This window comes from Rhizobium sp. 21-4511-3d, from assembly GCF_053522545.1.
This window is the reverse complement of record NZ_JBNWCF010000026.1, coordinates 33,578-46,245: the sequence shown is the minus strand read 5'-3', so window position 1 is coordinate 46,245 and position 12,668 is coordinate 33,578. Positions and strand designations below refer to the sequence as shown.

Sequence of the window (12,668 nt, the reverse complement as noted above, 5' to 3'; positions counted from 1 at the left end):
CGCCAACGGCCATCCAAATAGCCAAATCGACGACCTGCTGCCGTGGACCTATGCCGCAAGGCACGAACTCAAAGCCGTGGCCTGAAAACAGCGCTTACTGAAAATCCTGCCGCGCATTGCGCGTCGCTGCGGTCGAATGGCGTGGAAGCTAATTCCCGAAGCCACGCAGAAAACCGCACTGCTTCGGGCTATTGGAAGGTGGATTTACAGCCATTTTACCTCCAGAACGATGAGGTTCCAGTCGCACTACACACAGTTTATGCGCAATCCATCCCTGGTCGGAACCGTGGCTCATCTCGCTGCGGAACGTGCTACTTCTCGCCCGTTGCGGATCGCCTCAATGGGCTGCAGCACGGGAGCGGAACTGTACTCGGTGATCGCGATGATCCGCTCGGCGGCACCCGACGCTAGAATTCAGGCCTTCGGAATCGATCTTGCTTCCGACGTCGTAGATGCTGCTAAGAACGGTGTCTACTGGCCCGGAAAGAGCAGCGCCGCAAACTCGGTGTTCGAGAGCGGACGTCCCGAGGTTCTCGTTCACGAAGCGCCTCAGCTGCTGAATATCCTTAATCCGCAACCGGATGGCTCACTGCACGTGCGGTCCCATCTGAAAAAGGATGTTGAATGGGTGGTGTCCGATGCATCTGATCGAAATCTCATCAAACGTATCGGTCGTCAGGACGTCGTTCTTGCCAACAATGTGCTGGGGCCGATGGATGACGATCTGGCATCACGGTGCTTGCAGAACCTGATGGCACTTGTCCGGCCCGGAGGATATCTCGTTGTGGACGGCGTCGATCAGGAGCTGAAGTTCAGGGTGTTGGCACCTTCCGGCTTCACGCCCATTCTGTCGAACGCAAGAGAGATATGGAATGGTGATCCGTCGAAACGAGGTTGGCCATGGGTGCGCTGGGGTCACGAGCCATTCTCAACGGAGGAGGGGTGGTGCATCCGCAAGGTCACCATCTTCCGGAACGATGATGACGTAATGGCAGGCAGGCATCCGGTGTTGGTTGCCGAGGACACAGTAGGCGAGCGCTATCTAGTCTAACGAAGTTAGGGGCGTCGCTGCCGCGACGCCCCTTCCTTTCAATGATGGTCGTCTTCGCCTTCGTGTTCATGCTTCAACCAGGAGCAAAGCTCGACAGGTAGAAGCTTTTCATAGGCGTCGTCGCCGCCCACGAATTGCCCCAAATCCTTGGCGCTGACAAAGCCGACGTTGGGAAACTCCTCTGCGGCATCGCGCAGGAATCTGAACTCATCGTTGCCGATGCCCACCATCACGTAGTAGATCTGCGATTCCGCATGCTCCGCCTCCGAAAGCAGGCGCCAGGCCGCATCGTAGTCACTGTTCAGGCCATCCGTCAGAAAGTAGTTGATAGCCGGGATCCCTGATCGGGTTTCTTCTCCGAAAGTATCCCTCTTCTGCCCGAAAATCATGCCAAGGAGACCTCCGGCGTCGCGCTCCTCCAGCAGTCCGTAAGTCATCAGGTTCGACCTGATAACGGGCGCGTAATCCGTGCCGCCCCACAGGACGCGTTTGAGCGATCGGTTCTCAATGATCTCCCTTTCTACGTAACCTTGATAGGTAGTCGCGGTGACGGGCGTCAGAGAAGCCATCCGCTCGTCGTTCGAGAAAACCCACGTATCGATCCGGCCATCGTCGTCGAAGTAAAGCGCGACAGGAAGCACCCGTTCGAGAGCGGACTGCACCGTGCCGGACTTGAAAAGGTCCGACATTGATCCCGATACATCGATGTTGAGGCCGACCTGTGCGGGGATACGCTCGTGAATTCCCTGCTTCTCCAACACGAAGCCGACGCGCCGGACCTCCTCTTCGGGCTTCTGCAATCTGAATGTCGTCATCGGAATTCCTTTCGTGTGATCATGGTGACCAGTTTCAGGTATCGTCTGGAGATGTCATCGAGGTCTATCGGCGCCGAAGGATCATTGGTACGTGCCGCAATCGCCGCACCGACAGCCGTCTGCCAGGCTGGCAAATCGCGTGCGACAAGTTCTTCGGCGAATGATCGCGCGTCGGTGAGCGAAGCGTAAATTGCTTCCAGCGTGCGCAGGCCAACGACCAACGAGGTGGAGGTTGCGGCAAGTGAGCCAATGCGCGTTTCGAGAGCATCCTTCTGCGATCGGTAGTGTTGGGACCGCTCGTGGCCGACTTGGCTATCGGTATCGATGTAAGCGACGATAAAGCGACCTGCCAGCAGGTATGCGTCTACCGTTCTGGTAAGTCTCCGCCAACGCTTCTTCAGCGATAAAGCGACGTGCTCCATTTCGACGAGCCTCGGCGTGATTTCGGCAATCGACTGGGCGATCTTCGATATCTCCGCGACCTCCTCGCGATAGCGCTCTTTCTTTGCGGGGCCAGAAAAGGAGCTGGCAATGCTGGCCAGCAACGTGGTGCGCACCGGAAACATTTCTTCAGGCTTCAAAGTTTCCAGATGCTGGAGGAGTTCCTGGGATAGTCGGTTGGCTTCGGCCACCCGACGATCATCGACTAGCGCGAGTTGCCTCTCGGCAATGCTTCCATGCTGCAGCTGGACCTGGGACCCGAAGCCGACAACATCGCCGAATTCGTCATCGTCGAGGTTGACGCCCTCTGTGATGCGCTGTGCCGCCATCACAACGTCGTCCGGCGCATCTTCGTCGAACGCACGAAGATCCGATGGCGCGCAGCTTATACGGCGTCGGACTGACCCGCCGCCCACAATCCGGGGTGCGCCGCTAGGAGTGCGGGGCGATGCAGCGGCGCCGAAAAGCACACGAGGCCCATCGCTGACTTGCTTTTCGTCGCCTTCTCCAAACGGAATCTTCGGCGACGTCGGACCTTCTGGATTTTTCTTTGGCGGCGCCACGGCTTCGCGTCACGAGAGGTAGGCGTTGATGACTTCGCCGAGGCCAGCGTTCGATCCGGCACCTACGGCATGGAATTTCCAGGAGCCATCTTGCTGTTTAAGGAAGGAGGCCACCTGGATCGTCGTCTTGCCCGCGAACTCCGAAGTGAGCTGGTAGCGGCAGAGTTCGTCATCCATCGCGTCGCAGACTTCGATGTAGGCGTTCTTCACCTTGCCGAAGTCCTGCCGCTTGCGTTCAGCATCATGGATCGTTGCCCAGACGGCGAGTTCGGCGACATCTGCTGGGAGCTTGGCCAGAACGATCTTGAACTCCTCGCGAAAGCCCTCGCCATGATGGTCGTCGGCCTCGTCTTCATCTTCGTCGCGAGGAGCTGGGCCACCTTTTCCGGTACGGTCGTCCCGTTCATGCCACATCGCGCCATCTTCAGTCTGGAACGAGCCGTCGGCATTTTTGGTCAGAGAGCCTTCCGGGTTTCCTGGACCTCTGACGAATGCGTAGCAAAGAGCGTGCGAGCCATCGTTATACAGGCGCGCTCTGCTGGCATCGCCTCGTGGGTGGATCAGAGCGAAGCAGTGGACATCCAGGTCGAACGCCGGACCCGAGCCTTCCGGTGGATCCCAAACGAGACCCGAATGAACCAACTCCATTTCCTTCTGAATCTGAAAGGACTGACCCTTTGCAAGATTGAACGTGGCCATGCCTGCTCCGTTTGATTATGTCGGTCTGTAGGTGGTAAGTAGGCGCGCCTGCTCGAGTTTCGACCGCGCCTCTGCATAGCGCTGCTTGTTCTTCTCGCCTTCCGCAACGACCTTGTCGGCGATAGATCGAAGGCGTTGGGCAGTGCCAAGGACAAGGTCTGCGTCGGCAAGTCGGTTTTCACCTGAGGCGCGCGCAGCCGTCACCGAGACGTTCTCCAAGACATCCATTCCGTATTTTTGGAGGGACGAGCGAAGCTCTCGGCGCATGTCGTTCATCTGCTGGATCGACTGCATCTGGAAAAGAACGTGGAGACGAATGAGCACGGACTTGATGTCGTTGAACTCCGCATTCGCGGCGGAGACAGTTTCCGCGAGGGTCGCGAGAGCAGCACCTCGGGCGATGCCGATGGAATCCAAGTCTGAGGGAGCCTTGGCATAGGCGTTTTCCAAAACAAGGACGCGGTTCCGAAAGATCTCCAGCTTCTGAGAATGGTCCCGCGCCGCCTGCACCCGAAGCGGATCGCCCCCCGCGGCTTCCTGCTTCAATCGCTCGAGATCAGCATCCGCTCGCTCGACAATTCCTCGGCCAGCCAGAACAAACACGCCCAGCGAAACGATTGCCTCCTTGTACGCATCGGAGAGCCCGCTCATGCGCGAGACTTCGCTCACGAGTTTTGCGCTTTCCTCATCGACTTTCGTCTCTAGGGGGCGCACCAAATCTGATAGCGATTTTGCCTTGCTCTGCAGCATGCCACGCACTTCATCCGAGACGCGCTTCAGACGCTCCGCCGGATCGCGGAGGCCGATCGACACAAGTATCCGTTCGAGAAAGCTGCCCTTGAGCTTTTCACGAATATCAGCCTCTAGCGTTTCCAGGTCGGCGCCCTTAACGCCGTCACGGATGGTGCGGAAAAGTTCAAATAGCACCGGGGACTGCGCGTTGGTGATCTGGGAGAGGATGGCATCCAGCTTCGCGCCGAAACCGGAAAGTGCCTCTTGGCCAAAGGTCACGAGCGAACTCGCCTCCATGGCCTCGAGAGACACCTTCCTGGCGATCGCTTGCGCCTCGGCCTGACGCTCTTGGGGAAGGGTAACCGTGACTATTGCGGGTGGTCCGCCGACCGCAAGCCCCAGGGAGTTCGTGGCGGTGGTGGTCGCGAGTTCGCTAGAAATGGCCGTATCCTCCTCCGGGGAACGCCGGGAATGTAGCGGAGGGGTTGCAGGGTCGCAAGGTCCGAACAAGCCACGATGCATACAGACGGGGGGTCAACCTTCGGGAATCGCATGGGCCAGCCGTCCGCCAGATCGATCGCTACAGCAATCATGTTGCTGCTCGCGATTTTTGTGGGCACCAGCTTCAGTTTGGTGCGTGACGACGCCATGGCGGCATCGCCCGCGTTCCAGGAGCTTTCGCTCGCTGGCCCATGCAAAACGGGCCATCGCGGCGCGACAGACACGGGTACGCGATCCGATCGCGCCGACCATTGCTCGCTTCACAACTACCTGGCCTCGTCAGCGTCGACTGAAGGAACGAGGTGCTGCGAGGCTATCCGGTTCGATCGCGCGACCTTGAGCTTTGATGCAGCTGCGCCTGAAGTGCGGGCTCGTCCACCAAAAACTTTCGCCTGATCCTCTTCCATCAAGATCAGACTAATTGCGCCACGGCATCGGGGAACCGGTAACGTACGACGCCGTCGGCGCCGAGCGAAAGCAAAGCAATGAACATTCTCATCGGATTTGTAATCACGGTTGGCTGCATCGTCGGCAGCTTCATGGCCATGGGTGGCCATCTTTCCGCGCTGTTCCAGCCCTTCGAACTCGTAATCATCGGAGGCGCTGGTATTGGCGGCTTCATAATGGCGAACTCGATGAAGGTTGTGAAAGACTCGCTGAAGGCGCTTGGCGAGGCCTTCAAGCATTCGGTTCCGAAAGAACGTCAGTACCTCGACGTTCTGGGTGTCCTCTATGCGCTGATGCGCGACCTGCGTACGAAGAGCCGCAATGAAATCGAGGCACACATCGACAATCCCGCAGAGTCGTCGATCTTCCAGGCTGCTCCGACCCTCCTGAAGAACAAGTCGCTGACGAATTTCGTCTGCGACTACGTTCGGCTGATCATCATCGGCAACGCTCGCTCGCATGAGATCGAGGCGCTGATGGACGAGGAACTCGCGACCATTCTGGGAGATCGACTGAAGCCATACCATGCGCTTACGACGATGGGTGATGCGTTCCCAGCGATCGGCATCGTGGCCGCCGTCCTCGGCGTGATCAAGGCGATGGCGGCGATCAACGAACCGCCGGAAGTCCTTGGGCACCTGATTGGCGCAGCCCTCGTCGGTACGTTCCTCGGGATCTTGCTGTCCTATTCCGTCTGCGCACCGATCAACGCCCAGATCAAGACCGTCCGAACGAAGCAGCATCGGCTGTATGTCGTCGTGAAGCAGACGTTGCTGGCCTACATGAACGGTTCGGTCCCGCAAGTGGCTCTCGAATATGGACGAAAGACGATCTCCGAACACGAGCGCCCTACGATCGATGCCGTCGAACAGGAAATGATCGGTGGCTCGATGGACAAGGCAGCATGAGTACGCTGATACGGATGACGACGCTCGCAGCGGCCGTGTTCTTTGTCGGAGCCGCCTCCGCCGGATCGCCGCCGGAGGAGGTTGGTCGCGTCGTCTCCATTCCACGCAATGGCGAGGTAGTCGAACGTGCTCCGGCAGAGATCGAGATGCGGTTTTCCACGCGGCTCCGGCTGCGTGGACATCTCATCCGTATCTTCGACGCGGATCGGCGGGTGAGGGCGTCCGGCCAGCCCGTGGCGACGAAGGAATTCACCCGCCTGCACATGCCAGTCTTCGGCTACCTGCAGCAGGGGCGATACACGGTCGAATGGTCGGCGGCGACAGCAGGGGGTGAGGCTTTGGCGGGAAGCTTCACCTTTGTCGTGCGCACCACTGCCGGACGTTAACCATCTATCAACTATATCTGCTCGCTTTCTTGACCGGGAACGACGTTTACCGTTTGTTAACCCTTGTATCGGGGTGGACAGGGGTATCGCGTGCTACGTCATCTTCTTGCATTGGCACTGGTCTTCGGGGCAGGGCAGGCCGTGGCAGGTTCCGCTCATCTTGGACCTGTAATGATCACGGGTAAGGCGACATCGCAGCCTGTCGGACACTACGAGTTCTGCAAAACCAATACCGACGAGTGCCGAGTTCGTTCCGATGACGTGACTCCGGTCAACCTAACCCCTTCCGCTTGGAAGGAACTGGTCACTGTCAACTCCGACGTAAACGCGCGTGTTGCGCCCAAAACCGACCAGGATCACTACGGTAGGGAAGAAGTCTGGACATACCCTGACGACGAGGGCGATTGTGAGGATTACGCGCTCGAAAAGCGTCGGATGCTCCTGAAAGCTGGGCTGTCCGCCTCAGATCTGCTTATCACAGTCCTTCGCAAGCCTGATGGCGAAGGCCACGCGGTTCTGACAGTTCGGACCGACAAGGGTGACTACGTCCTGGACAATCTCAGTCCGGAAGTGAGGCTGTGGTCCGACACCGACTACACCTTCCTGAAGAGACAGTCGGAATTCAATTCCGGCAAATGGGTCAGCATTCAGCCTCACGACGATACGGCAGTCGGCGCCGTTCGATAAACTGCCTTCATTCCTTGCCGTCGTATGGATCGGCGAGAGCCGCTTCCGGACGGCTGACCGGATAGTCGATTGTCGAGATTTTCGCGGCAAGCTTCTTTGCGCCATTTTCTTTGAGCAGCGCACGGAAGCTTGGATGCATCCCGCCATCGACATAGGCGTTGGCATGAGTGGCGCCATCCTGCCCCAACAGCGTCGTAAGCTCGGCGTCTTCGGCCTTGAACTTCGCGGCAATCGTGGGATTGGTCGTGTCCGTGCGCTCAGGGCAGGGAGCTAGGGGATCCCTGGGGGCGCCGCCACTGAATTCGGCATTAACGACGTATTTGCCACCACAGGCCGAAATCCTGGGTTCTGTGCGTGTAGCCTCGAAGGCATCGTATCCAGCCTTCATGGAACGCCAGAAATCGAAATTGGCGTCGCCGCGATGGGCTGCCATGTTCTTTGCTGTCATTTTAAACGGATAGGCCTGCACCTGAAAGGCAGGCTGTCCGCCATCCAGCGCTGCCTTCACGATCGCATAAATCTCGCCGACGCCCTGGTCAGTCATCGCATAGCACCCGGACGACGAGCATGCGCCGTGAACCATGAGAGCGGTACCGCTGTATCCAAGGGCTGCCTCAAGCTTGTTGGGGTAGCCCAAGTTGAATGACAGATAGTACTGCGACTTGGGATTCAGCATTCCCTTTGAAACCGAATAGAAGCCTTCTGGCGCTTGTCTGTCGCCATCGTTCTTCTTCGGCCCCAGCTTCCCCGACCACCTACAAATCGGAAACGTCTTCAAGAGCGCATACCGTCCAGTCGCGTCCTGCTTCCAAACTTCCAATTCGCTCTCCTCCTTGAAGAGGCGGACTAGAACTGGAGCCTGAGGCGTCATGCGCTTCTTGCGCATTTCCACGGTCGTCTTCTGGGAAATCTCAGGTACCGCTTCGCCCAAGTCATCGAGAGCTATCTGGACGCAACCAGTCAAGGCGAGGCCTATGCCGAGAAAGGCTGCGCTACGGAGTGCGAGGCGGCGCAGCGGATTTGCTGGCGACCAGGTCGAATTGTGAGACGTCATATCATCCGTCAGGTGGAGCTATGGATAGGGCGATCTTGCCCGTGCCGATTAAGGCTATTTTCTATTCAGTACCCGATTCAGGAGCAGATGGCGAAGGACCGCCGTTCAAAATCTCGATACTTGCCCTACTCTTGAGGGAAGTAACGACCTCAACGCCCGCTGCACTTTCCAAAGCGTGCCTGATCTGCGGAGTGGCTTGTTCTAAGGTCGGCACAGGACGAGTGCGGCGCGCTTCGAGCTTGACGACATGAAATCCGAATGCGGATTGCACAGGCGTCGCAATTACCTCACCTGGTTTGGCGTTTTTTATGGCAGCGGCGAATTCAGTCGGGATCTGGTCCTCTGTGAGGAAGCCAAGGTCGCCACCGTTTGATTTTGTCACCTCATCGAGCGACTTTGACGCCTCCGTCTCGAAGGAACGCTGTCCGTGCTTGACACCGTCGATGATGTGCATGGCGTCCATCTGATTGGCGACAAGGATGTGCCGGAGCCTGACCTCAGGGATTGGCTTCAGCCCTCCAACCTGACGGTCGTAGGCCGCGCGGATGGTCTCTTCGGTGACATTTCGCTCGATCGCTTTTCGAAGATAGAGCGCTCGAAGCGCTCGCTCCCTGAGAAACTGCATTTCTGCTTTGAAGGCCGGATCGTTGTCGAGTCCTTCGGCAAGCGCCGCTCTCGCGACCACCTTCAGTTCGATCAGGGCATCGATGACGCCCTGCTGGTTGGCTTGTGCATCCTTCTGGTCAATGTCGCCCAGCAGCCGGGTCGCGACCTCTACATCGCTGTTTGTGATCGCTTGGCCGTCCACGCGCGCCAAGGGGCCGTCCGCCTGCGCACTCACGGGGACGGCTGACAATAGGGAGATCAGGATCGCCGCTCGAACCATCATGGTTATTCTGCCGGAAGCAGCGGATCTACGATCTTCGCGAACTCCGCAAGGGGCAGTGCGCCAGCATACTTCTTCCCGTTGATGAAGAACGTGGGAGTGGAATCGACGCCGAGCGCCTTCCCCTTGTTAGCTACAGCGCTCACCTTGTCGAGCAGAGCTTGGTCGGTAAGGCAGGATTCGAATTCCTTCTGCCCCATGCCAGTGATCGCCATTGTCGATTGTAGTGCTTGCCGCCCGTCCTGAGCCGCAGCCCATTTCTCCTGCTGGCGGAACAACAGATCCACTGCGGGGTACCATTTGTCCTCGCCAACGCAACGGGCAAGCATGAAGGCCGCCGTCGAGCGTGGATCGAATGGAAATTCGCGGAAGATGAAGCGGACTTTCCCCGTATCGACGTACTGCTTCTTTATCTCCGGCCACATCTCGGTGTGGAAGTTTCTGCAGTGCGGGCAGGTCATCGAGAGGTATTCGACCACCGTGACAGGTGCCTTTTCGTCTCCAAACGCTTTCTCCGGCAACGGGCCAGGTGTCATCAGATCGTCCTCGGCCGCTGCAAGGGCAAGATCCAGTGGAGCAGAAGCTAGTACGACCATGGTCGCAACGCTGGCGAGCAGTTCTCTGCGTTTCATTCCGAAATCCTCTTCGATGGCAAATCGAGCGAATCCTACGACCTCAAGTACCTTGAGGTTCAAGGCTCTTTTCGCTGGAGAGATCCTCTTCGCAGATCAAACAATCTTGATTTTCGTGAAGTGGCGATCTGGGGAAGTCTGGCGGCGCAATGAAGGTCAGAAAATGCTCCTCAAAATCGCGATGATAATGATAATCGTGGGCGTTGGCTTCGTCGGTCTGAAGCTTGCTTTCGCCCTAGCCTGCAGCGTCGGAGGGCACAGCACTCCGGAGGAGATTTGGAGTGGATGGGCAATTCCCATACTGACAATTGCTCTGGCCGTAGAAACGGCGATCCTTATGCGGAAATAACCTGCAGTCAGAAACCCGTCAGCAACGACGGCGCATAGATGCCTCCAATGACTAGAGATATGGAGGCAGATTATGCTTACGATTGGTGACCTTTCGCGGCGGACGGGCGTTAAGATCCCGACCATCCGATACTACGAAGAGATGGGGCTTCTGTCCCATGCTGAACGCTCGGAGGGGAACCAGCGGCGGTACACCAAACAAGAACGCGAGAGGCTTTCGTTCATCCGGCATGCGCGGGAACTCGGCATGACGATCGAGGCCATCCGCGAGTTGCTGGAAATGAGCCGGCACCCGGATATGCCATGCTCGGAGGTCGATCGGATCGCGCTTGGGCAGCTTGCCACGGTAAAACAGAAGATTGAGCGGCTTCGCAAGCTGGAAGCCGAGCTCGAGAGAATTGCAAGCCACCGCCACGAGGGTGCGATACGCGATTGCTATGTGATCCAGGCGCTTGCGAACTTGAACCTTCCCGACGACGCAGGAAGCGATCGCCAATGAGAGAAAAAGGATCGGCAGAGCGGCTGCCATTCAAGCTCAGTAGACGGTCGATGGTGTTGATGGCTTCGGCTGGCCTGGTCGTGGGGTTCGCCACGATCGTCGCCTACACTGGCCTGCAGAAGTTCAATGCGCGAACCGCGAGCGGTCCTGCGGCGCAAGCAGGATACGATTTTCAATTGACCAGGGCCGATGGCAAGCCTTTCATCGGAAGCGAGCTGCGCGGCCGTCCTTTCCTCGTATTTCTAGGGTTCACCAGCTGCCCCGAAATATGTCCGACGACACTCTATGAACTCTCGACCCGCTTACGAGAGGGCGGAGCGTCTATGGACGCAATCCTTCCAGTATTCATCAGCGTAGATCCAGAGCGTGACAGCGAAGAGGTCCTCGCTCGCTACATGACTTCGTTTGATCCGCGCATCGTTGCGCTGCGGGGAAGCTTGGCTGAAACGGATAAGGCCGTTGCCGCATTCGGCGCCTACTACAAGAAATTCCCTATCGACTATGATTATACGGTCGATCACACCGCGGTCGTGATGCTCTATGACGCGACAGGAAAGCTTCAAGGCACACTCGACACGCACGAGACACCGGACGTGCAGCGAAAGAAGCTTGCGATGCTTGCCTCCTAATCGAAGGTTGCAGTGGGCTCGTTGAACTTTGCCCACTTGCTTCTGGCCCAAAGCGCTCTCGACCGCTTGAAAGCAAAGCTGTCTTGCAAATAGCGGAACAATCACGCTTCTGCCGGGTTTGAGCGTGGAGCAGGCCCAACCAAGGAGAAGAGAAATGATTTCTTCAAGCGAGATCAAAGAACATATGGAAGTGAAATCTGCCGATGGCCAGCACATCGGGACGGTCGATCACCTTGAGGGCAGCGACCGCATCAAGCTGACAAAGTCGGACTCTCCGGACGGCCAGCATCACCATGTTATCCCGGTCGAATGGGTCGATCACATCGACGCTCACGTCCATCTTTCGATGGACGCTTCCGACGTCCGTTCAAAGTGGACGCACCTGCCTAATTAAAATGACGAGGCCCGCGGTCGTACTCAGGACCGCGGGCCTCCTTCGCTACGTTCCACCGCCTCGGGGAGCAGGCTTCGTGAGGGAAACACGGAACGCGACGCGAAGCTCTAGTCGAAAATCCTCGAAAGGAATGAGCGGTGTCCATGCCGCGAGCCATGGTCTTGGCCGCCCCGGCCGTGCTCAGAGTGCCCGCGACTGTCGCGCTGATTTCTTGGTGGCTCTTGATACGACGTCGAACTCCTCTCGATGATCTTGTCCAACTCACCCCGGTCCAGCCAAACGCCTCTGCAGTTGGGGCAGTAGTCGATTTCCACGCCCTGTCTGTCAGTCATAAGAAGCCCCGTATTGCACTTCGGGCATGGCATCCCTTTGACTTGTCCACCTTCCATTTCGATCTCCACCTAGCATCTTTCGGCCAATGTAGGACCTCATCCAACTAGAGGGACAAGAGGGTGCTGAACTCATTTTTTTGCGCGCCGTGTGGCACTCCACATGCGCCGAAAGGTTGAGACAAGCACGCACTTTCACTACACTCGCCAGACAGGTGAGATTCGAATGATCCGATATATTTTCATCGCTGTGGTCATTCTGCTGACGACTTTCGTCAGTGCTCAAGCATGTTTGCAAGTCGAGGGTTCGGCGTACGACGTCCGGCACGAGATGACGTTGGAAACTCAGCCTGCAGGGACTGTCGAGCTTAGCTTTGTCCATGTGCACGACAATCACCACTACGCAGATCTCTCCCTCCAGTCGGTGTCGGGGAGGCGGTGGTTCGTGACCTACGTTGGTCCCTATGCGAACAGATCAAACAATCTTCAAGGCCAACTGCTTTCTCCAGCGGATCGACCGCCGATTTTCGGCTCCGTAGTACTTCTCCCGCACGCACGCCGACAACTGCAGCCCGCTGTTTCTCTCGCCACCATATGATGGAGAGGTCGCGGCTGCTCTGAGAGAGCCCCGATGTCTTCGAAAATCCAACTAACAGATCGCTGGATC

The 12,668-nt window shown here is 57.7% G+C and carries 15 protein-coding genes; 7 read left to right on the top strand and 8 right to left on the bottom strand.

The features are described from left to right. Positions 1–136: 136 nt before the first annotated feature. Entirely contained in the window at positions 137–1,051 is a 915-nt protein-coding gene (locus ACQZ5H_RS32040; RefSeq protein WP_449100153.1) for a CheR family methyltransferase, read from the top strand. A 38-nt stretch (positions 1,052–1,089) separates the two neighbouring features. Here ACQZ5H_RS32040 and ACQZ5H_RS32035 read toward each other — a convergent pair whose 3' ends face one another. The 4 genes from ACQZ5H_RS32035 to ACQZ5H_RS32020 form a co-directional block, all read right to left on the bottom strand. Next, complete coding sequence (locus ACQZ5H_RS32035; RefSeq protein WP_449100152.1) at positions 1,090–1,866, bottom strand: VWA domain-containing protein; 777 nt, start codon at positions 1,864–1,866, stop codon at positions 1,090–1,092. After that, complete coding sequence (locus tag ACQZ5H_RS32030) at positions 1,863–2,636, bottom strand: hypothetical protein (protein ID WP_449100151.1); 774 nt, start codon at positions 2,634–2,636, stop codon at positions 1,863–1,865. The genes ACQZ5H_RS32035 and ACQZ5H_RS32030 overlap by 4 nt, the downstream gene beginning before the upstream one ends. A gap of 243 nt (positions 2,637–2,879) precedes the next feature. Beyond that, positions 2,880–3,569: a TerD family protein gene (locus ACQZ5H_RS32025; RefSeq protein WP_449100150.1), complete on the bottom strand. Its 690-nt coding sequence runs from the start codon at positions 3,567–3,569 to the stop codon at positions 2,880–2,882. A gap of 15 nt (positions 3,570–3,584) precedes the next feature. After that, positions 3,585–4,598, bottom strand: a complete 1,014-nt coding sequence (locus ACQZ5H_RS32020; protein ID WP_449100149.1) for a toxic anion resistance protein — start codon at positions 4,596–4,598, stop codon at positions 3,585–3,587. A 689-nt stretch (positions 4,599–5,287) separates the two neighbouring features. On the opposite strand from ACQZ5H_RS32020, the gene motA reads away from it, so the two are divergent. The 3 genes from motA (at position 5,288) to ACQZ5H_RS32005 (ending at position 7,230) form a co-directional block, all read left to right on the top strand. Beyond that, complete coding sequence (motA, locus tag ACQZ5H_RS32015; protein WP_449100148.1) at positions 5,288–6,157, top strand: flagellar motor stator protein MotA; 870 nt, start codon at positions 5,288–5,290, stop codon at positions 6,155–6,157. Continuing rightward, a complete protein-coding gene (locus ACQZ5H_RS32010; RefSeq protein ID WP_449100147.1) occupies positions 6,154–6,543 on the top strand; it encodes a copper resistance CopC family protein in 390 nt (129 codons plus the stop codon). Before motA ends, ACQZ5H_RS32010 begins: the two co-directional genes overlap by 4 nt. 90 nt (positions 6,544–6,633) lie before the next feature. Continuing rightward, a complete protein-coding gene (locus ACQZ5H_RS32005) occupies positions 6,634–7,230 on the top strand; it encodes a transglutaminase-like cysteine peptidase (RefSeq protein WP_449100146.1) in 597 nt (198 codons plus the stop codon). A 7-nt stretch (positions 7,231–7,237) separates the two neighbouring features. Here ACQZ5H_RS32005 and ACQZ5H_RS32000 read toward each other — a convergent pair whose 3' ends face one another. The 3 genes from ACQZ5H_RS32000 to ACQZ5H_RS31990 form a co-directional block, all read right to left on the bottom strand. Then, a complete protein-coding gene (locus tag ACQZ5H_RS32000) occupies positions 7,238–8,284 on the bottom strand; it encodes a L,D-transpeptidase family protein (RefSeq protein WP_449100145.1) in 1,047 nt (348 codons plus the stop codon). 61 nt (positions 8,285–8,345) lie between these two features. Then, a complete protein-coding gene (locus ACQZ5H_RS31995) occupies positions 8,346–9,173 on the bottom strand; it encodes a peptidylprolyl isomerase (RefSeq protein WP_449100144.1) in 828 nt (275 codons plus the stop codon). Positions 9,174–9,175: 2 nt separating this feature from the next. After that, a complete protein-coding gene (locus ACQZ5H_RS31990) occupies positions 9,176–9,802 on the bottom strand; it encodes a DsbA family protein (RefSeq protein ID WP_449100155.1) in 627 nt (208 codons plus the stop codon). A gap of 421 nt (positions 9,803–10,223) precedes the next feature. Here ACQZ5H_RS31990 and ACQZ5H_RS31985 point away from each other — a divergent pair, with 421 nt between their 5' ends. The 3 genes from ACQZ5H_RS31985 (at position 10,224) to ACQZ5H_RS31975 (ending at position 11,672) form a co-directional block, all read left to right on the top strand. Then, positions 10,224–10,649, top strand: coding sequence for a MerR family transcriptional regulator (locus tag ACQZ5H_RS31985; protein WP_449100143.1), 426 nt, complete (start codon positions 10,224–10,226; stop codon positions 10,647–10,649). After that, positions 10,646–11,278: an SCO family protein gene (locus ACQZ5H_RS31980; protein ID WP_449100142.1), complete on the top strand. Its 633-nt coding sequence runs from the start codon at positions 10,646–10,648 to the stop codon at positions 11,276–11,278. Before ACQZ5H_RS31985 ends, ACQZ5H_RS31980 begins: the two co-directional genes overlap by 4 nt. Positions 11,279–11,432: 154 nt before the next feature. Further along, positions 11,433–11,672: a DUF2171 domain-containing protein gene (locus ACQZ5H_RS31975; RefSeq protein WP_449100141.1), complete on the top strand. Its 240-nt coding sequence runs from the start codon at positions 11,433–11,435 to the stop codon at positions 11,670–11,672. Between the two features lie 107 nt (positions 11,673–11,779). Here the strand turns inward: ACQZ5H_RS31975 and ACQZ5H_RS31970 are convergent, their stop codons facing one another. Then, on the bottom strand, positions 11,780–12,004 hold the full coding sequence (locus ACQZ5H_RS31970; protein WP_449100140.1) for a TFIIB-type zinc ribbon-containing protein: 225 nt from the start codon (positions 12,002–12,004) through the stop codon (positions 11,780–11,782). Positions 12,005–12,668: the final 664 nt, after the last annotated feature.

Bases quoted from the DNA above. Each gene is read 5' to 3' on its own strand.
- ACQZ5H_RS32040 (WP_449100153.1), top strand. From the start codon at position 137: ATGGCGTGGAAGCTAATTCCCGAAGCCACGCAGAAAACCGCACTGCTT.
- ACQZ5H_RS32035 (WP_449100152.1), bottom strand. From the start codon at position 1,866: ATGACGACATTCAGATTGCAGAAGCCCGAAGAGGAGGTCCGGCGCGTC.
- ACQZ5H_RS32030 (WP_449100151.1), bottom strand. From the start codon at position 2,636: ATGGCGGCACAGCGCATCACAGAGGGCGTCAACCTCGACGATGACGAA.
- ACQZ5H_RS32025 (WP_449100150.1), bottom strand. From the start codon at position 3,569: ATGGCCACGTTCAATCTTGCAAAGGGTCAGTCCTTTCAGATTCAGAAG.
- ACQZ5H_RS32020 (WP_449100149.1), bottom strand. From the start codon at position 4,598: ATGGAGGCGAGTTCGCTCGTGACCTTTGGCCAAGAGGCACTTTCCGGT.
- motA (WP_449100148.1), top strand. From the start codon at position 5,288: ATGAACATTCTCATCGGATTTGTAATCACGGTTGGCTGCATCGTCGGC.
- ACQZ5H_RS32010 (WP_449100147.1), top strand. From the start codon at position 6,154: ATGAGTACGCTGATACGGATGACGACGCTCGCAGCGGCCGTGTTCTTT.
- ACQZ5H_RS32000 (WP_449100145.1), bottom strand. From the start codon at position 8,284: ATGACGTCTCACAATTCGACCTGGTCGCCAGCAAATCCGCTGCGCCGC.
- ACQZ5H_RS31995 (WP_449100144.1), bottom strand. From the start codon at position 9,173: ATGATGGTTCGAGCGGCGATCCTGATCTCCCTATTGTCAGCCGTCCCC.
- ACQZ5H_RS31990 (WP_449100155.1), bottom strand. From the start codon at position 9,802: ATGAAACGCAGAGAACTGCTCGCCAGCGTTGCGACCATGGTCGTACTA.
- ACQZ5H_RS31985 (WP_449100143.1), top strand. From the start codon at position 10,224: ATGCTTACGATTGGTGACCTTTCGCGGCGGACGGGCGTTAAGATCCCG.
- ACQZ5H_RS31980 (WP_449100142.1), top strand. From the start codon at position 10,646: ATGAGAGAAAAAGGATCGGCAGAGCGGCTGCCATTCAAGCTCAGTAGA.
- ACQZ5H_RS31975 (WP_449100141.1), top strand. From the start codon at position 11,433: ATGATTTCTTCAAGCGAGATCAAAGAACATATGGAAGTGAAATCTGCC.
- ACQZ5H_RS31970 (WP_449100140.1), bottom strand. From the start codon at position 12,004: ATGACTGACAGACAGGGCGTGGAAATCGACTACTGCCCCAACTGCAGA.